We start from the raw sequence: 18,222 nt of genomic DNA on the forward strand, positions 1-18,222 counted from the left end.
GGGCTTGGTGGGCGCGGGCTTGCCCGCGAAAGGCTGCAAGGCAGCCCCTTGCAGGTAAAGCGTTGGCGTCATGGATGAGCGGATTTCCGCTCATCCAACGCGGATGGTAAGCAGAAATTCGCCTATTACAGGAAGTCTTCGCGCACCAACCCGTGCCGCTGCATTTTCTCGTTCAGCGTACGCCGCGGCAGCTGCAAAGCCTCCATCACCCCCTTGATCTCCCCTTTGCTCTGACGCAACGCCGCTCGCAAGCACTGCGCTTCAAACGCCTCCATCTGCTCGCCCAGCGACTGCCCGGCCGGTGCCACTTCTATGTTCGGCGAACCCAGCCCCAGCGCATGCCGCTCCGCCGCGTTGGCCAACTCGCGCACGTTGCCCGGCCAGTCGTGGGAGAGCAGCTGCGCCAACTGGCTACCGCTGAGCGGCGGCGCTGTTCTGCCCAGTTTTTCAGCGCCAGCACGGGCAAAGTGCTCGAACAGCAAGGGAATGTCCTCTCGTCGCTCTCGCAAGGGGGCCAAGCGCAGCTCGGCAACGTTCAAGCGATAGGCTAGGTCTTCGCGAAAGCGCCCTGCGCGGGCTTCTTCCAGCAGGTCCGGTTTGGTCGCGGCGATGATGCGCAAGTCGACGCTGATGCTCTGGTTGGCGCCCAGGCGTTCGAGCTTCTGTTCCTGGATCACCCGTAGCAGTTTTGCCTGCTGGGCCAGGGGCATGCTCTCGATCTCGTCAAGAAACACCGTGCCCCCGTTGGCATACTCAAGCTTGCCGATCCGCTTGCCCTGGGCGCCGGTGAAGGCGCCGCTCTCATGGCCAAACAGCTCGGCTTCGAACAGTGATTCAGGGATTGCCGCGCAGTTGAGGGCCACGAAGGGTTTGCCCGCACGCGGGCCGAAGTCGTGCAGGCAGCGGGCCACGCGCTCCTTGCCACTGCCGGTTTCGCCGCGGATCAGCACATTGACCGGCAGGCCGGCCAGCTCCAGCACCTGCCGGCGCAGCTGTTGCAGGCCCTGGGACATGCCCAGCAAGGTGTTTTCGAGGCGTGACTTGAGGTCGGCCTGCTCGTGCAGCCGGCGGTTTTCCAGCACCAGCTGGCGCTTTTCCAGGGCGCGACGCAGGCTGCCCAGCAGGTGCTGCGGTGTGAAGGGTTTTTCGAGGAAGTCGTAGGCACCCTTGCGCATGGCGTCCACCGCCATCGGCACATCGCCATGGCCAGTCAGCAGGATCACCGGCAGGTCGGGGTCCTCTGCCTGCAAGCGCTCGAGCAGTTGCAGGCCATCCATGCCCGGCATGCGTACATCGCTGATGATCACGCCGGCAAAATGCTGTGGCAATTGCGCCAGGCAATCCTCGGCCCGGGCGAACAGTTGCACGCTGAAGCCGGACAGGCTCAGCCATTGCTCGACCGCCGTGCGGATACTGGCTTCATCATCGACGACGATCACTGAATTCAACATACAGGCTCCACGTCACGGGGCAGGGTAAGGCTCAGGCGGGCGCCGCCTGGCAGGTTCTCGGCCTGCAGTTGGCCGCCGGCTTCGTGGACGATGCCATAGGAAATGGCCAGGCCAAGGCCCAGCCCTTCGCCCACGGGTTTAGTGGTGAAGAAGGGGTCGAAGACCTTGGCCAGGTGTTCTTCGGCAATACCGCCTCCTGAATCGAGCACGCTCAGCCGCCATTGGTCGTGATCCAGCTCGATGCGGATCTCCAGGCGTTTGTAGCGCTTGTCGGCCATGGCGTCGAGGGCATTGCGCAGCAGGTTGATCAGCACTTGCTCCAGGCGGATGGCGTCCCCGCGCACCCAGGCTGGGCGTGCCAGGTACAGCGCGACCTCGACGCCCTCGCTGCGAATACGGGTATCCAGCAGGTGCAGGGCCTGGTCGACCACGCCGGCCAGGTCCAGGCGTTCGCGCAGCCCGACCGGGCTGTTGCGGGCAAAGGTCTTGAGGTGGCTGGTGAGCGCGGCCATGCGCGTGAGCATCTGTTCCAGGGGTTCAAGGGCCTTGCGCGCTTCGTCGTAGCGGCCATGGTCGAGTAGCAGGCGCAGGGTTTCCAACTGCATGCGCTGGGTGGTCAGTGGCTGGTTGATCTCGTGGGCCATTGCCGCCGACATCTGCCCGAGTGCAGCCAGCTTGGCCGATTGCACCAGGCCTTCCTGCGCGGTGCGCAGTTCACGGGTGCGTTCTTCGACCTGGCGCTTGAGTGCTTCGCGGCTGCGCTGGCGCAAGCGCGCCAGGCGCAGGCGCTGGCTGACGAACAGCGCCGCGAAGACCAGGCTCAGCCACACGGCCGCAGCGCCAAGGGCGGCGTTGCGGCCGTCGGCGGCGACCTGCGGTTTGCGCAACAGGTGCAAGGTCCAGTCTTCACCTTGCAGCGGCAGGCGTTCCCACAGGTATTCGGCGACGCCCTCCGGCCCTTGCACGCGGGCCAGGTGGCTATTGTCGGCAAAACGGGTCAGTACCTGATGCTGCAGGGGCACCAGGGGTTGTTTGTCGTACTGGCGGGTTTCAGCCAGTTCTGCACGGTCAGCGCCGCTCAGCGGCTGCAGCTCGCGGTAGCGCCAGCCGTCCTGGTTGGCGATGAAGGTAATGCCACGGGCATCGCTGACCAGCAGGATATCGTTGCCCTGGCGCCATTCACGTTCCAGCTCGGGGAATTCGAGCTTGACCACCATGGCACCGAGGAAGCGGCCATGCTCATCATTCACCGCGCTGGCCAGGAAGTAGCCTGGCACGCCACTGGTCACACCCACCGCGTAGAAGCGGCCGCTGCCTTGGCTGCGGGTCTGTTTGAAATAGGGGCGAAAGCCGTAATTGGAGCCCACGTAGCTACTCGGCAGCCGCCAGTTACTGGCCGCGATGGCCAGCCCGGTGCGGTCGAGCAGTTCGAGGGTAGACGAGTTGGCGGCACCGTTGATGCGTTCGAGCTTGCGGTTCAGGGCGTCTTGTACCGGCTCGTTGACCGGGCCGCGCAGGGCTGCGATCAGTTCCGGGTCGAGTGCCAGCACGGCGGGCAGGGCGCGGTAGCGTTCGATCAGGGTATGCAGGGCGTTGGCGTACAGGCCCAGTTGCTGGCTGGCGCGCTGGGCGTCGTCTGCCATGGCCTGGCGCTTGGCCTGGTGCATGGCCCAGCCGGCGCTGAGCGCGGTGCCGAGCAGGATGAACAGGACGATCAGCCCCAGACGCAGGGCGCGAAAGGAAAACGGCATGGGGCGGATCCGAAAGATGAGGAATTCAGTGCCGGCCCTATCGCTGGCAAGCCAGCTCCCACAGGTATTGCAAAGCCCCTGTGGGAGCCGGCTTGCCGGCGATAGGGCCAGTACCGGCGTTCAACCGCTTACAACAACTCGAAACTCTTCTGCTGCACCGCCTCGGAATCCAGCCCTACCTGGACATTGAACTCGCCAGGCTCGGCAACCCGCTGCAGTTGGCCATTGTAGAACTTCAGGTCTTCCTCACTGATGCTGAAGGTCAAGGTTCGCGACTCGCCCGCCTTGAGCATCAGTTTCTGGAAGTTCTTCAGCTCTTTGACCGGGCGGCTCATGGAGGCCGAGACATCCTGCAGATACAGCTGCACCACGGTCTCGCCGTCACGCTTGCCGGTGTTCTTCACCGTGACCTTGGCCTCCAGCGTACCGCCACGCTTGAGGTCCTTGCTCGACAGGGCCAGGCCCGACAATTCGAAGCTGCTGTAGCTCAAGCCATAACCAAACGGATACAGCGGCCCGTTGGGCTCTTCGAAGTACTGCGAGGTGTAGTTGCCGGGCTTGCCGGGTGTGAACGGCCGGCCAATACGCGTGTGGTTGTAGTACATCGGAATCTGCCCGACCGAACGCGGGAAGGTGATGGCCAGCTTGCCGGACGGGTTGTAGTCGCCGAACAGCACGTCAGCGATGGCATTGCCGCCTTCGGTGCCGCTGAACCAGGTTTCCAGCAGGGCGTCGGCCTGCTCGCGTTCCCAGGCGATCGACAGCGGGCGGCCATTCATCAGCACCAGTACCAGCGGCTTGCCGGTGGCTTTCAGGGCCTTGATCAGTTCGCGCTGGCTGGCCGGAATTTCCAGGGTGGTACGGCTCGACGACTCGTGAGACATGCCACGCGACTCGCCGACCACCGCGACCACCACGTCGGACTGCTGCGCGGCCTTGACCGCTTCATCGATCAATACCGCGGCAGGGCGCAGGTCGTTGACGATTTCCGGGGCGTCGAAGTTGAGGAAGTTCAGGTAGTCGAACATCGCCTTGTCGCCGGTGACGTTGGAACCCTTGGCGTAGACCAGCTTGGCCTTGCCTTCCACGGCGCGGCGCAGGCCTTCGCGAACGGTCACCGAATGCACCGGTTTGCCGTCGGCCGCCCAGCTGCCCATCATGTCGATGGGCGCATCGGCCAATGGGCCGACCAGGGCAATGGTGCCGGCCTTCTTCAGTGGCAGGGTCTGGTTGCGGTTTTCCAGCAGGACCAGGCTGCGGCGGGCCACGTCACGCGCGGCATCGCGGTGCAGGCGGTCGTTGCCGTAGTAGTCCTTGAGGTCGGTTTCGGCTTTGCCGATCCGCACGTACGGGTCTTTGAACAGGCCCATGTCGTACTTGGCGCCAAGCACTTCGCGCACCGCCTGGTCCAGTTCGCCCTGGGTCACTTCACCGTCCTTGAGCAGCCCTGGCAGCTCTTCGCCATACAGGGTGTCGTTCATGCTCATGTCGATACCGGCCTTGATCGCCAGTTTGGCCGCTTCACGGCCGTCACGGGCAACCCCGTGGCGGATCAGTTCCTGGATGGCGCCGTGGTCACTGATGGTCACACCTTTGAAGCCCCACTCCTTGCGCAGCAGGTCGTTCATCAACCAGGTGTTGGAGGTGGCCGGCACGCCGTTGATCGAGTTCAACGCCACCATGACCCCGCCAGCACCGGCATCGAGCGCGGCGCGGTAGGGCGGCAGGTAGTCGTTGTACATTTTCGTCAGGCTCATATCGACCGTGTTGTAGTCGCGGCCGCCCTCCACCGCGCCATACAGGGCAAAGTGCTTGACGATGGCCATGATGCTGTCGGGGTTGGCCGGGCTGCTGCCTTGGAACGAGCGGACCATCACCTGGCCGATTCGCGAGGTCAGGTAGGTGTCTTCACCAAAGCCCTCACTGGTGCGGCCCCAGCGCGGGTCGCGGGCGATGTCGACCATCGGCGCGAAGGTCATGTCCAGGGCGTCGGCAGCGGCCTCGATGGCGGCAGTGCGGCCGACCTTGGCAATCGCGTCCATGTCCCAGGTCGCGGCCATGCCCAGGCCGATCGGGAAAATGGTGCGCTCGCCGTGAATGGTGTCGTAGGCGAAGAACATCGGAATCTTCAGGCGGCTGCGCATGGCGGCGTCCTGCATCGGCCGGTTCTCGGGCGCGGTGCGCGAGTTGAAGGTGCCACCGATGCGGCCTGCGGCGATTTCTTCGCGGATTTGCTCGTGGGTCATCTCCGGGCCGATGCTGATCAGGCGCAGCTGGCCGATTTTTTCGGCCTCGGTCATCTGGCTGATCAGGTGATCGATGAACGCCTGCTTGTCCTGCAGGGGCGGAGCGGTAGGGGCGGCGAGGGCCGCCTGACTGACAAGGCCCATGGCCAGGCCCAGCAAAGACAGTTTCATCATCAATTCCGTTGTGGGGCCTCTGCCGTATCCACCGTGATACGCGCGCGGCCGAAGTTTTCAGGCGGCTATTGTTGTACAGTTCGGGGGCGATTCTTCCAGCGGCGGATTATGCCTGAATATGTCGGCGGCCGATGGCACCCTGAATGCCTGGACAACAACAATAAGAACGATCGAGAGACCGCTGGCATGACCCCCCTCAACGAATACGATCAACGTCAGATCGCCGAAGCCATTGCCCGTGCCGAACGGCGTACCGATGCCGAACTGGTAACGGTGCTGGCCCGCCGTGCCGACGATTACGCCTACCTGCCACTGTTCTGGGCCGCGGTGCTGGCGCTGGCCGTGCCGGGCTTGCTGCAGATGCTGCTGGGCTGGCCCGGTATCCGTGGCCTGCTGGTGGCCAACGTCGTGCTGTTCATCGGCTTGTGCCTGCTGCTGCGCCACCCGCGCCTGGCCGGCTGGCTGATCCCGCGTGCCTGGCGCCGCTGGCGGGCGTCGAGCCTGGCCCGCCAGCAGTTTCGCGAGCAGAACCTGCAGCGCACCCGCGGTGCCACGGGGGTGCTGATTTTCGTCAGCGAAGCGGAGCGGCACGTGGAAATCCTGGTCGACCAAGGGGTGGAGCAATACCTCGATGCCAGTGCCCGTGCGGCCATCGTAGGGCGCTTTGCCGAACAGGTGCGTCAGGGCCGGACCTTGCAAGGCTTTGTCGATTGCATCGACACCTGCGGTGAGTTGCTCAGTGAGCACGTGCCGCGCACCCATGCCCGCAACGAACTGCCCAACCGTTTGGTGATTCTGGACTGACAAAAGCGGGCGTATGGATTGGGGGGCCAGCCTCACACCTGTAGAATGCGTGGCATTGCGCAACGCGCTCCCCGCAACTCGAGGCACCGTTTTTCATGTCCGCCAGTCCTTCCGCTTCCACCGCGCCAGAGGCGCGCGCCCAGTTCCTTGAGCTGCTGAGCGCTGCCCTGCACGGCAATACCTTGGTCAAACTGGTGCTGGCGCGCCATGTGGGTGCCGATCAGACCCTGCAGCGGATCATCGCCAAGCCACTGCAGGTCAAGGGCCAGCCCTGCCTGTCATTGGTGTATCGCCACCAGACCCGTGACATCACCCGCAACCTGCCACTGGAGCAGGCCGAAGCGCTGGTTGCCGAGCTGCTGCCTGACAGCTTTCGCAATGCGCACCTGTTCGATGCGGACGGCGAAGTGCAGCTGACCTTCAGCAAGAAAGGCAAGCCCATGCTCCAGCGCCACGGCGCCCAGGCGCCGCGTGATGCGGCTGCGAGCAGTGGCCATGACCGGGAGAAAAAGCGTTACCTGGAGCTGTCGCGGCCCTTTTTGCGTGACCTGGGCGTGACCGATGCGCAAGGTGCGCTGATCCCGTCGATGTCGCGCAAGTGGAAGCAGATCAACAAGTTCATCGAGGTGTTCGAGCACGCCCTGGCCAGCGCGCCGCTGCCGGCCGAACAGGCCCTGCGCGTAGCCGACTTTGGCTCGGGCAAGGGTTACCTGACCTTCGCCATGCACGACTACCTGCGCAACACGCTGGGCCGCGATGCCCAGGTGACCGGCGTGGAGCTGCGCCAGGAGATGGTCGACCTGTGCAACGCCGCGGCCTCGCGCCTGGACCACCCAGGCCTTGAATTCCAGTGCGGCGATGTACGCAGCGTGGTGCCCGAAGCCATCGAGGTGATGATCGCCCTACACGCCTGCGACATCGCCACCGACTACGCCATCCACACCGGCATCCGCTGCAACGCCGCGATCATCATGTGCTCGCCGTGCTGCCACAAACAGATCCGCCCGCAACTGCACAGCCCAGGCTTGCTACAGCCGATGCTGCAGTATGGGTTGCACCTGGGGCAGCAGGCCGAGATGCTCACCGACAGCCTGCGAGCGCTGTACCTGGAAGCCTGTGGTTATGAAACCAAGGTGTTCGAGTTCATTTCGTTGGAACACACCAACAAGAACAAGATGATTCTCGCGGTGAAGCGCAAACAGCCGCTGGATAACGCGGCGCTGCTGGAGAAGATTGCGCAACTCAAGGGGTTTTATGGGGTGCAGGAGCATTGCCTGGAGACGTTGTTGCGGGGGGATGGGTTGATCTGAATGCTCGCTGAGCGCTGATCCTGAATGTGGGTAAGAAATTTCTCCAGAGCACCTCGCGACGGTGTTTGACGTGAAGAAGTCTGTAGTGTGGCGTGCACCTGTAAGGTACTCCTGGTTGTCGTTTGACAACCTTGTCATTGCGAGCCCACACTGGAGACAAGCTGATGTCACGCCCCAGTCATGCCAAGAAGGAGGTCGAACAGGCCTTGAGGCACGCGGAGTCACAGGGATGGAGAGTCGAGGTGGGCGGTGGGCATTGCTGGGGGAAGCTGTATTGCCCCCTCAACGACGCAGATTGCCGTTGTGGGGAATTCTGCATTACCAGCGTCTGGAGTACCCCAAAGAGCCCAGGCAACTTTGCACGCCAGCTACGGCGTGTGGTGGATAACTGTTCTGGCGGCAGGATGACGAAGGGCGCAGCACATGCTGCCGAGGAGCAGTAGCGATGGAATATGAGTTCACCCTGAAGTATCAACTGAACGAAAACGAAGATACCGATGCGCTGCTGGAGCGTCTGGCCAAGGCCGGTTGTGACGACGCTTTGGTTGGGGTAGGGCAGCCCGGTCGTTTGGCGCTGGCGTTTGTGCGCGAGGCTTCAACGGCCAGAGAAGCCATACATAGCGCCCTTGACGGTGTTCGTGAAGCAGTGCCTGCCGCGCGCCTGATCGAGGCAACCCCAGACCTCGTCGGGCTTACCGATGTAGCCGAAATGGTAGGCGTATCGCGCCAGAACATGCGTAAATTGATGCTCGCGCACAGCCATAGTTTTCCGGCACCTATTCACGAGGGCAGTACTTCGCTTTGGCACCTGGCTGAGGTTCTGGTCTGGTTACAGGCACGCGGAAGCTATGCTATCGGCCAGCAAACACTTGATCTGGCTCGCGTAGCGATGACGGTCAATGTATCGAGTGCCTATGAGCGGGTCTTTGGCCATTCAACGAACCTGGCCTGTTGAACCTAAGCCCAAGCTCACCTCAACGCCGAGCAGCCGGCACCTCGATCGCCAAGTCAGCCAACCCCAACGGGTGCGTACTCGCATCGAAAAAGTGCAGCGCAGTCGCCGGCAAATCCCCGAACCGGTCGATGAAGTGCTGCTTCTGATTGATCACCGACGCCTCCCCCAACGGCCGAATGGCAATCGACAAATGGCGAGGTTGTGCCTGCCGAACCGCCTCGACCAGGTGCTGGTCACTGCTGTCCAGATGCTGCCCGAACAGGCATAGTCCCTGGCTCTCCTGCGCCAATTGCGCCAAGCACCAGCTGAGGTAGTCCGAGTGGCGAATGGCGCGCAGCTTTTCGTCGCTGCGGTCTTCATTGATGAACAAGGGCACTTCCCCCGGAATGTTCACGGCAAAGCCATCGAGCAACTCGGCGCTCTCTGCGCTGCGTTGGCGGGTGGTGCCATCCGGCAGTTTCAGCAGGTGCAGGCCGCCATGCAGGTGCAGCACGCGGGTGCCTTCACTGCGGGTGCGGCGTACGTCGAAAAAGCCTTGCTCGTCGAACAGCTCGGCAAAACCTTGGGGGGCGTGCTGCACGGCCCAAGGCACGATCAGGTCGTAGTTGCTGGTGTAGATGTTGCGATAGCCGCGCAAGGCCTGGTTCAGCATGGCCAGCGTGGCGGCTGGCATCAAAGGCCATGGCAGGTGCACTGTGCGTACGGCATGAATCAGCGCTTCCTTAATCGAGTAGTAGCGGTTCAGCGGTGCCGTGGAGTTGATGGCCAGGGCCGCGTTGACGCGCACCGTGCTGTTGAGGGCGCTGAGCACGGGCTCGAACAATTCGGTGGCGAGTGACTTGAACAAGGCTTGGTCGCTGATCGCCAGGCCTTTTTTGCGGCCCGCGCGCTGCGCTTCCTCGAACAGCGAGAAATAGCCAAACGGCTTCCACAGTGCACGGCTGGCGCCGTTGCCCAGCAGCAGGGCGTCGCAAGGGTGGCGTTGGTCGAGTTCTGGCCAGGGGGTGAGGTAAGCGTCAAGTGCGGGCATGCGGGGTCCGTTGGGCGGAGCGGAAAACGGGGCGACTGTAGCATGTCATTCAAGCGCGAGGTGATTGAGGCTGGCGAGGACAAGAAGTCATGTGTGAGAATGATACGGATTCCTATTAGCGACGCTCACCTTCAATGACATCCTTTTCCACACCCTGGAGCGGCCCTGCGCCGGCCTTGCAGGCGGTCGTCGATGATCTGCTGGCCAACTACAGTGACCTGCGTCGCTACCTCAGCGGGCGCCTGCGCAACCCCGACGACGCCGCTGACATCGCTCAGTCCAGCTTTGCCCAGGCCTATGCCCACGCGCTGAATGCGCCGGTACTCAATGCGCGCGCGTTGTTGTTCCAGGCGGCGCGTAACTTGTGCATCGATCAGTACCGACGGCGCAGCACCGAGTTGGCGGCGCTGGAGGATTGGCTGGTGCGCGTCGACGGCTTGAGCCCCAGCGTCGAGGACATCCTGATCGCGCGCGAGCAGTTGCAGCAACTGATTGCACTGATCGAGCGCATGCCGCGCCTGCGCCGCGAAGTGTTCGTGCGGGTGCGGCTGTATGGCCAGAGCCACCGCGAAGTGTGTGAGGCGCTGGCGCTGTCAGCCAAGTCGGTGGAATTGCACATCGCCCGCGCGGTGTTCGACCTCTCCGAACTGCGCCTGGCCAGCCGCCATGGCTGACCCGGTTGCCGCACGCAAGGTGCAACAGGCCTTGGTCTACCTCGCGGCGATGCATGGCGACGACCCCACGCGTGTGCGCGAAGCCAGCGGCCAGGCGCTGCGCTGGCGGCGTAAGAGCGACGAACATGAGCGCGCCTGGCTTGAGGCCGAGCAGCGCTGGCAACTGGTGCATCGCCTGGCGCCGCAATTGCGCGGTGCCCTTCAGCCGCAGCCGCATGACCCGAGCCGTCGGCGCCTGCTGCGCCAGGGCGGCGCGTTGGCGGTACTGCTGGCAGCAGGTGGCTGGCTGGGCTGGATGTGGCAGCGCACCGCTGCATTCCACCAAGACCTGCAGACCGCGCACGGCGAACAGCCCCGCAGCCTGGCCTTGCCCGATGGCAGCCAACTGCTGGTGGCGGCCGAGAGCAACCTGCGTATCCGCTTCGACCACGGCCAGCGCCAGGTGATGCTGTTGCACGGCAATGTCTTCTTCGACGTCGCCCATGAGCACTGGCGGCCCTTCCATATCAGCACCCGTGTGGGCAGTGTGCAGGTGCTGGGCACCGCCTTCACGGTCAGCGACCGGGGTGACCGGGTGTTCGTGGCGGTGGCCCGCGGCCGGGTTCAGGTGCGTGACCTGCACGGTGGCGAGCGCACCCTTGGCGCTGGCGAACGCGTCTGCATTGATGGTCAGGGGCACCTGAGCAACCTGCATGCGCAGGGGCAGCTCGGCCCGGACGTCGACCATTGGCAACGCGGTTGGTGGTCTTACACCGACCAGTCGCTGCGTGAAGTGATCGGCGAGCTCAATGCCTATCTGCCGCGGCCCGTGCTGCTGGCGCCGGAAGTCGCCGAACTGAAGCTGACCGGCAGCTTCCCCATCGACCAGCCGCAGAAACTGCTGGATGCGTTGCCACGCATTCTGCCGGTGCGCCTGAGCGAACGGCAGGGCAGGGTGGAACTGTTGGCGCGCTGAAAAAAGTTTTGAGGGGTAAGCCGCTGGAGCGGCGTCATCAACGGTGAACCCCTCCAAGAGCAAGGACCCTTCATGTCGTTCGCCTCCACCCGTTTATCCGTGCCACTGCGCCACCTGGCCCTGGCCTGTGCCTTGGGCAGCCTGTTGTCGCCGGGCATGGCCCTGGCTGACAGCCTGCCACTGACCCTGGATTTTCCGAGCCAATCGCTGGAAACCACGGTGCACGCGCTTGCCCGCCAGTCCGGTGTGGCCATTGCCGCTGACAGCCGGGTACTCGCGGGCCGCACTGCGCCAGCCCTGCATGGGCGCTTCAGCGTGCTGCAAGCCTTGCAGCAGTTGCTGATCGGCACCGACCTGGTGGCCGAGGAGCACAACGGCGTGGTGACCCTGCGCAGCACCGCCGAGGACGGCGCCTTGACCCTCGGCGCCACCAACGTCAACGCCGCCGGTTTCAACAGTGAACTGCCCGAGGCCTACAGCGGCGGCCAGGTGGCGCGCGGTGCACGGCTTGGCATGCTGGGCAATCGCGACATCATGGACACGCCATTCAACATCACCGCCTACACCGCCAAGACCATCGCCGACCAGCAGAGCGGCACGGTTGGCGCCGTGCTGCGCAATGACCCGTCGATCCGCTTCAGCACCGGCGAAGGCCATGCCTACGAGAACTTCATGATCCGTGGCTACGGCCTGGAATCCTCGGAGCTGGCGGTAAATGGCCTGTACGGCCTGGCGCCGGATGGCCATGTGCCGACCGAATTCCTCGAACGGGTCGAAGTGCTTAAAGGGCCAAGCGCATTGCTCAGCGGCATGGCGCCCAATGGCGGGGTGGGCGGCAATGTCAACCTGGTACCCAAGCGTGCCGGCGATGCTCCACTGACCCGGCTGACCACAAGCTACGTTTCCGACGGCTACTTTGCCCAGCACATCGACGTGGCCCGACGCTTTGCGGATGGGCGCTTGGGTGTCCGCTTCAATGGGGTGTATGGCAGTGGCGACATGGGCGTCGACGAACAGTCGAAGGACCGCACGCTGGCCGCCCTGGCGCTGGATTACCGAGGTGACGACTTCAAGCTCGAATTGGATGCCTACGAGACCCATGAGAAACTCGACAACGGCAGCCCGATGATGGCGGGCTTCAGCGAGCTGGGCTACGTGACCAAGGCGCCCAAGCCCGATACCAACGTGCTGGAAGGCATCTATGCCAAACAAGTCAGCAAGGCAGTGGTGCTGCGTGGCGAGTACCAGCTCAACGACGACTGGACGGCATTTGCCAGTGTGGGTGGGGCGCGCACGTACTACGACGGCTTCCTGAACGGCACCCGCATCCGAGTACAGGCGGCCGATGGCAGCGCCAAGGGGCAGACATACAACCAGGCCGGCTACACCCACAGCCTGGCCAGCGAGGCCGGCCTGCGTGGCAACTTCATGACGGGGCCGGTCACCCACCAGCTGGTGTTGACGACGTCGCTGCTGCACCAGGACATCGGCCGAGCGCCCACGGTCACCGGCGCCACCTACGACACCAACCTCTATCGCCCGGTCAAAGGGGTGATTGCCGGTGATCACGGCTCGAACGACAAGACCGGCGACAATACCTTGTCCAGCTTCGCCCTGGCCGACACCCTCGGCTTCTTCGACGAGCGTGTGTTGCTGACCCTGGGGGCGCGTGCCCAGCGGGTTCGACAGAAGATGAGCAAACCAACGGCCTATGACGAACGCAAACTGACCCCTGCCTTTGGCATCGTGGTCAAGCCTTGGGATGCGCCGGTGTCGCTGTACGCCAACTACATCGAAGGCCTGACCCAAGGTGGCACGGTGACCGAGGTGGGGGCCCTGAACAAGGACGAGCAATTTGCGCCGTACGTGGCCAAGCAGATGGAAGCGGGCGTGAAGTGGGACCTGGGCACGTTCAGCCATACCCTGGCAGTGTTCCAGATCGAGAAACCCAGCATGGTCAAGAACACCCGCGGCGACACCTTCTGGTACACCGATGATGGCGAGCAGCGCAACCGTGGCGTGGAATGGAACATGTTCGGTGAAGCCGCCCCTGGCGTACGCCTGCTGGGCGGGGTGACCTACACCCGCGCCGAACTGAGCAAGACGGCCAACGGTACCCTGGATGGCAACACCGCCCGCGGTGTACCGGCCTGGTCGGCCAACCTCGGCGCCGAGTGGGACCTGCCCTGGGTCGATGGCCTGACCCTGACGGCACTGGGCATTCACAGCAGCTCGCAGTACCTGGACGACGAGAACACGCTGAAAATCCCACAATGGACGCGCTACGACCTGGGCGCGCGCTACGCCACCCGCGTGCTGAGCAAGGACGTGACCCTGCGCGCCAGCCTGGAGAACGTCGAGAATCGTGCCTACTGGGCGGGGGTGTTCAACCCGGGGTATGCCACCGTCAGCGAACCGCGCACCTTGAAGCTGTCCGCCAGCGTCGACTTCTGAGGTGCGCATGAACCGCATCTCTCTCATCCGTTGCGCCTTGCTGCTGGCCTTGACCAGCGCCGTGGCGCAGGCTGCAAGCGAAGCCACGCTGCGGCCCGGTCAGGCTGTCAACGGCCAGGCCGTGGCGGCAGGCAGCACGGTCTGGCACGTTGGGCTCAAGGCGGGCGACCTGGTGCGCGGCCGGGTCGACGGCGACGTCAGCCTGCGCCTGCTGGACCCGCAGGGCAGGCCCTTGCGCCTGTTGATCGACGGCCAGGACCAGCCGCGCGCGTTCATCTTTGTCGCCGACAGCCCGGGTGCATATGGCTTGCGTGCAGAGCCACTGGACGGGCGCCCGGGCGCCCCTTTCAGCCTGCGTCTGGAGCAGGTACTGGCGCGTGCCGAGCAGCAGCAAAGCCCACCACGGTTGGCCAGCCCGGCCCTGGCCGAGTTGGCCGGGCAGCTTGCCCAGGGCGGTGATACCGAGGCGTTCTGGAACGCGCGAAAGGCCCAGGGCACGCCACTGGTCGAGCGGCTACCGGGCCAGCCGCAGCAGCGCCTGGTAACGTTTCTGTGGCGCGGCGCCCAGCACAATGTGCGGATGTTCGGCGCGCCTTCGGGCCGTCACGAAGCGCTGCAACGGCTTGGCACCAGCGATGTCTGGTACGCCAGTTTCGAGGTCCCGGCCAGCACCCGGCTCAGCTACCAAATGGCGCCTGATGTGCCACCGTCGGATGACCGCCGGGTGATTCTTGCCACCACGCGCCGCGACCCGCTCAACCCTGCCACCTTCGCCGACAGCAGCGGTGATACCTGGCTGTCGCGTTCACGCCTGGAATTACCGGATGCGCCGCCGCAACCCTGGGTAGCCGAGCGGCCGGGTATCGCCCGTGGCACGCTCGAACGCAAGCGCCTGGCCAGCGACGAGCTGGGCAACACGCGCGATGTCTACCTGTACCGACCGGCTGGCTGGCGCCCGGGTGCTGCAGGCCAGGCCTTGCTGGTGCTGTTCGATGCCCACGCCTATACCCGCCAAGTGCCTACGCCGACCCTTCTCGACAACCTGATCGCCGATGGCCTGATCCCGCCCACGGCAGCCATCATCATCGCCAACCCCAGCGACCTCAGCCGCCAGCAGGAGCTGCCACCCAACCCACGGTTCGCCCGCTTCATGGCTGAAGACCTGATGCCCTGGGCGCGACAACACGGCTTGAGTGCACCCGCGGCCCGTACGGTCATCGCCGGCTCCAGCTACGGGGGGCTGGCCGCGTCCTACCTGGGCCTGATGCACCCTGAGCTGTTCGGCAATGTGCTGAGCCTGTCGGGGTCGTACTGGTGGGCCAAGGACGGGGAAGAGCCAGGCTGGCTGACCCGTGAGTACGTCCAGGCAACCCCCAAGCCGCTGCGTTTTTACCTGCAATCGGGGCTGTTCGAAGGCCCGACGATTCTGGATACCAACCGCCACCTGCGCGATGTGTTGCGTGCCAAGGGCTATGCGGTGGAAGCGGTGGAGTACCCCGCGGGGCATGATTACCTGCAATGGCGCGGGTCACTGCCGTGTGGCCTGGTGAGCCTGATCGGCAGGCCGGGTGAGGCCAGTTCCCAGGCGTGCGGGCCCCAGTAGTCCAAGGGCCTGCTCAATACGCCAAGGCCTTGAGCACATGCTCAGGGTCGTTGCGAATCGCCCGCAGCAGTGCTTTGGCGGGGCCCGTAGGCTCTCTGCGACCTTGCTCCCAGTTTCGCAGGGTCGCAACCTGAACATCGATCATCTCGGCAAACCGAACCTGAGAGAGCCCCGTTGACTTACGGATGCTTCTGACCTGCAGCGCATCAATGTCAAATAGTCGGGAGGGCACCTGCCGTCCTTGGACAATTTCATCCATTTGCTGGACGCTTTCCATCAGCTCTTCAAAGAATCGGCTCATGCATGCCTCCAGTTTTCGATGATGTTTTTCAGGGATTTTCGCTGTTCAGCGGACAAGTCAGGTTGCTCGTTCTTTGGGTAGATGTAGAGCATGGCAATGTGTGATTTGCTGATGAAATGGTAATAGATGACTCTGGCTCCGCCGCGTTTTCCATGCCCCTTGGCAGCGATGCGCACCTTGCGTAGCCCACCTGTTCCTTCAATCAGGTCTCCAGCCTCAGGTTGGGCCATCAGCCTGATCTGGAGAAGTCGATATTCGTCATCCTCAAGCAGGTCTTTCACACGCTTTGTGAACAGAGGGGTTTCAGTAAAAAGCATAGCAGGATATACGCCATTGGCGTAGTCGCTGGTCGCCCAGCTCTACAGGGGAAAGGGGATCCCGTCGCATCAATCAAGCGTGGGTTAGCGAGGCTAACGCATGATGCTCCAACTGACGGATCGTCTCTTTCCCTCATGCATGTAGTCTTGTTCCTTATTCAGTGCCTTCGGCACGACTCCTGTTCCGCCACACCCGATACGCGCGGATCCCGGCGCGTACCGAGCCGAACAGCAGTTTGTCCTCCATCTCCCGTGCCATCCCTGAGCGCACCAGCATGCGCAGGAAGGTGCCGCGGGCGCGGGCGATGGCGAAGAAGATGCCTTGGGCAGCCAGGGTGTCGCGCACTTCGCGCAGCGCGGCAATGCCGCTGACGTCGATGCTGGTCACCGCTTCGGCATCGAACAGCACGACCTTGGGCTGGGCCTGGCTCTGCACGGCTTCCAGCAGGCGCATCTTGAAGTAGTCGGCGTTGAAGAACAGGATCGCGTCGTCGAAGCGGTACACCACCAACCCCGGTACGGTGCGGGCGTCCTTGAACTTGCGGATGTCGACTTGGCCCTCGGTGCCCGGCAGCCAGCCCAGCACTGCGTCGGTGGGCTGGTAGATGCTGTACAGCAGGCGCAGGATCGCCAGGGTCACGGCAAACACGATACCCGGCAGCACGCCCAGGCCCAGCACGCCGACCGTGGTCAGCAGGCAGAGCCAGAACTCGAAGCGGCTCAGGCGCCGGATGCTCTTCAACGACTTGATGTCGATCAGCCCCCAGCCCGCCATCAGCAACACGGCCCCCAGCGCCGCCTGGGGGATCCAAGCCATGGGGGCGGTGAAGAACAGCAGGATCAGGGCGATCACCAGCGCAGCGATGATGCCGACCAGCTGGCTCTTGCCGCCGACCATGTCGTTGACTGCGGTACGCGAGTCGGCGCCACTGATGGCAAAGCCTTGGGACATCCCGGCGGCCAGGTTGCTCACCCCGAGTGCCACGAATTCATGGTTGGCGTTGATGGCGTAGCCATGGCGTGCGGCAAAACTGCGCGCTGTGAGCATGGCGCTGCAGAAACTGACGGTGGCAATACCCAGGGCGTCGCGCAGCAGGCTTTTCATTTCTGCCAGGTTGCTTTGTGGCCAAGCCAGTTGCGGCATGCCGGCCGGTACCGGGCCGAGGATGGCGACACCGAAGCGGTCCAGGCCGAACAGGCCTACCACAACCGTGAACAGCGCCACCGCCACCAGCGCCGCCGGTAGCCGTGGGTAGCGCTGCGGTAGCCAGATCAGCAGCGCCAGCGCGGACAGGCCGATGGCCAGGGTCACCCCATGAATCTCGCCCAGGCGCTGGAGGAAGTTGACCAGGCTCAGGATGAACCCATCGCCCTCGATCTTGAACCCGACCACCTTGGACAACTGCCCGGCGATCAGGCTCAGGCCAATGCCATTGAGGTAGCCGATCAGGATCGGCCGTGAGAAGAAGCTGGCGATGAACCCGGCCCTGGCCAGGCCCGCCCCGATCAGCATCACGCCCACCAGCACGGTGACAATTACCGACAGCTCGGCAATACGCTGCGGGTCGCCCAGCGCCAACGGTGCCACGGCCCCGGCGATCATCGCGCAGGTGGCGGCATCCGGGCCGACCATCAGCTGACGCGAGCTGCCGATCAGCGCATACACCATCATCGGCAGCACGCAGGCATACAGGCCATATTGCGGCGGCAGGCCGACGATTTGTGCGTAAGCGATGGCGATGGGGATCTGGATAGCCGCCACCGAAAGCCCAGCCTGCAGGTCGGCATGAAACCACTCACGGCGGTAGTGCAACAGGTTGGCGAGGCCAGGTAGCCAGCGGGACAGAAACATGCGCGGTCCTTTCGAAATGTTTCACGAATCCCTCAAGCATATGCGCTTCAAGCCGTTTCGTTTGCAAGCGGATTCGCCGGCCGCGCATTCAAGCGCAACGGCCGGGAAGTGGCCATGGGCCAGATCAACAAAGGGGCATGAAAACGAATAGGCAGAAACGAAAAAAGGAGCCGAGGCTCCTTTTGACAGCGATGACGTTGCTGGAACGCCATGCGGGAATGCGAGGTGGAGCGGGTAGAGGGAATCGAACCCTCAACTAAAGCTTGGGAAGCTTTCGTTTTGCCACTAAACTATACCCGCGTCTGCGTTCGACTTTTTACCAGAACCCTCATCGAATTAGAAGCC

At 63.7% G+C, this 18,222-nt stretch carries 15 protein-coding genes and 1 tRNA gene; 8 read left to right on the forward strand and 8 right to left on the reverse strand.

What is annotated here, in order from left to right; genetic code table 11:
* Window positions 1-125: 125 nt before the first annotated feature.
* The 3 genes from ACMCNM_RS04880 to bglX all read right to left on the reverse strand — a co-directional run bounded on the left by ACMCNM_RS04880 (window position 126) and on the right by bglX (window position 5,622).
* Complete coding sequence (locus tag ACMCNM_RS04880; protein WP_085273592.1) at window positions 126-1,451, reverse strand: sigma-54-dependent transcriptional regulator; 1,326 nt, start codon at window positions 1,449-1,451, stop codon at window positions 126-128.
* Complete coding sequence (locus tag ACMCNM_RS04885) at window positions 1,445-3,202, reverse strand: sensor histidine kinase (RefSeq protein ID WP_412764024.1); 1,758 nt, start codon at window positions 3,200-3,202, stop codon at window positions 1,445-1,447. Before ACMCNM_RS04885 ends, ACMCNM_RS04880 begins: the two co-directional genes overlap by 7 nt.
* A 128-nt stretch (window positions 3,203-3,330) precedes the next feature.
* A complete protein-coding gene (gene bglX, locus ACMCNM_RS04890) occupies window positions 3,331-5,622 on the reverse strand; it encodes a beta-glucosidase BglX (RefSeq protein ID WP_186677626.1) in 2,292 nt (763 codons plus the stop codon).
* 186 nt (window positions 5,623-5,808) lie between these two features.
* Between bglX and ACMCNM_RS04895 the strand changes: the two genes are divergently transcribed.
* From ACMCNM_RS04895 to ACMCNM_RS04910, 4 genes are all read left to right on the forward strand, one after another.
* On the forward strand, window positions 5,809-6,426 hold the full coding sequence (locus ACMCNM_RS04895) for a TPM domain-containing protein (protein WP_186702534.1): 618 nt from the start codon (window positions 5,809-5,811) through the stop codon (window positions 6,424-6,426).
* A gap of 95 nt (window positions 6,427-6,521) precedes the next feature.
* Window positions 6,522-7,736, forward strand: coding sequence for a class I SAM-dependent methyltransferase (locus ACMCNM_RS04900; protein ID WP_412764025.1), 1,215 nt, complete (start codon window positions 6,522-6,524; stop codon window positions 7,734-7,736).
* A gap of 164 nt (window positions 7,737-7,900) precedes the next feature.
* Window positions 7,901-8,179 (forward strand): hypothetical protein, encoded by a 279-nt coding sequence (locus tag ACMCNM_RS04905; protein ID WP_412764026.1) that lies wholly within the window; start codon window positions 7,901-7,903, stop codon window positions 8,177-8,179.
* Window positions 8,180-8,181: 2 nt separating this feature from the next.
* Entirely contained in the window at window positions 8,182-8,691 is a 510-nt protein-coding gene (locus ACMCNM_RS04910; protein WP_412764027.1) for a helix-turn-helix transcriptional regulator, read from the forward strand.
* A 19-nt stretch (window positions 8,692-8,710) separates the two neighbouring features.
* On the opposite strand, the gene ACMCNM_RS04915 is transcribed toward ACMCNM_RS04910, so the two are convergent.
* A complete protein-coding gene (locus tag ACMCNM_RS04915) occupies window positions 8,711-9,721 on the reverse strand; it encodes a DUF4917 family protein (RefSeq protein ID WP_085273586.1) in 1,011 nt (336 codons plus the stop codon).
* 134 nt (window positions 9,722-9,855) lie between these two features.
* On the opposite strand from ACMCNM_RS04915, the gene ACMCNM_RS04920 reads away from it, so the two are divergent.
* The 4 genes from ACMCNM_RS04920 (at window position 9,856) to ACMCNM_RS04935 (ending at window position 15,407) form a co-directional block, all read left to right on the forward strand.
* On the forward strand, window positions 9,856-10,395 hold the full coding sequence (locus ACMCNM_RS04920; RefSeq protein ID WP_099455186.1) for an RNA polymerase sigma factor: 540 nt from the start codon (window positions 9,856-9,858) through the stop codon (window positions 10,393-10,395).
* A complete protein-coding gene (locus tag ACMCNM_RS04925; protein WP_412764028.1) occupies window positions 10,388-11,350 on the forward strand; it encodes a FecR family protein in 963 nt (320 codons plus the stop codon). Before ACMCNM_RS04920 ends, ACMCNM_RS04925 begins: the two co-directional genes overlap by 8 nt.
* A 72-nt stretch (window positions 11,351-11,422) precedes the next feature.
* Entirely contained in the window at window positions 11,423-13,804 is a 2,382-nt protein-coding gene (locus tag ACMCNM_RS04930; protein ID WP_412764029.1) for a TonB-dependent siderophore receptor, read from the forward strand.
* A gap of 7 nt (window positions 13,805-13,811) precedes the next feature.
* Entirely contained in the window at window positions 13,812-15,407 is a 1,596-nt protein-coding gene (locus ACMCNM_RS04935) for an alpha/beta hydrolase-fold protein (RefSeq protein ID WP_412764030.1), read from the forward strand.
* Between the two features lie 13 nt (window positions 15,408-15,420).
* Here ACMCNM_RS04935 and nadS read toward each other — a convergent pair whose 3' ends face one another.
* From nadS to ACMCNM_RS04955, 4 genes are all read right to left on the reverse strand, one after another.
* Window positions 15,421-15,708: a NadS family protein gene (nadS, locus tag ACMCNM_RS04940; protein WP_412764031.1), complete on the reverse strand. Its 288-nt coding sequence runs from the start codon at window positions 15,706-15,708 to the stop codon at window positions 15,421-15,423.
* Window positions 15,705-16,025: a type II toxin-antitoxin system RelE/ParE family toxin gene (locus ACMCNM_RS04945; protein WP_412764032.1), complete on the reverse strand. Its 321-nt coding sequence runs from the start codon at window positions 16,023-16,025 to the stop codon at window positions 15,705-15,707. The genes nadS and ACMCNM_RS04945 overlap by 4 nt, the downstream gene beginning before the upstream one ends.
* Before the next feature lie 154 nt (window positions 16,026-16,179).
* Window positions 16,180-17,877 (reverse strand): SulP family inorganic anion transporter, encoded by a 1,698-nt coding sequence (locus ACMCNM_RS04950; protein WP_412764033.1) that lies wholly within the window; start codon window positions 17,875-17,877, stop codon window positions 16,180-16,182.
* 226 nt (window positions 17,878-18,103) lie between these two features.
* Window positions 18,104-18,177: transfer RNA gene (locus ACMCNM_RS04955), tRNA-Gly, on the reverse strand.
* Between the last annotated feature and the right edge of the window lie 45 nt (window positions 18,178-18,222).

The sequence above is a fragment of the Pseudomonas sp. NGC7 genome, from assembly GCF_047159675.1.
GTDB lineage: Bacteria > Pseudomonadota > Gammaproteobacteria > Pseudomonadales > Pseudomonadaceae > Aquipseudomonas > Aquipseudomonas kermanshahensis.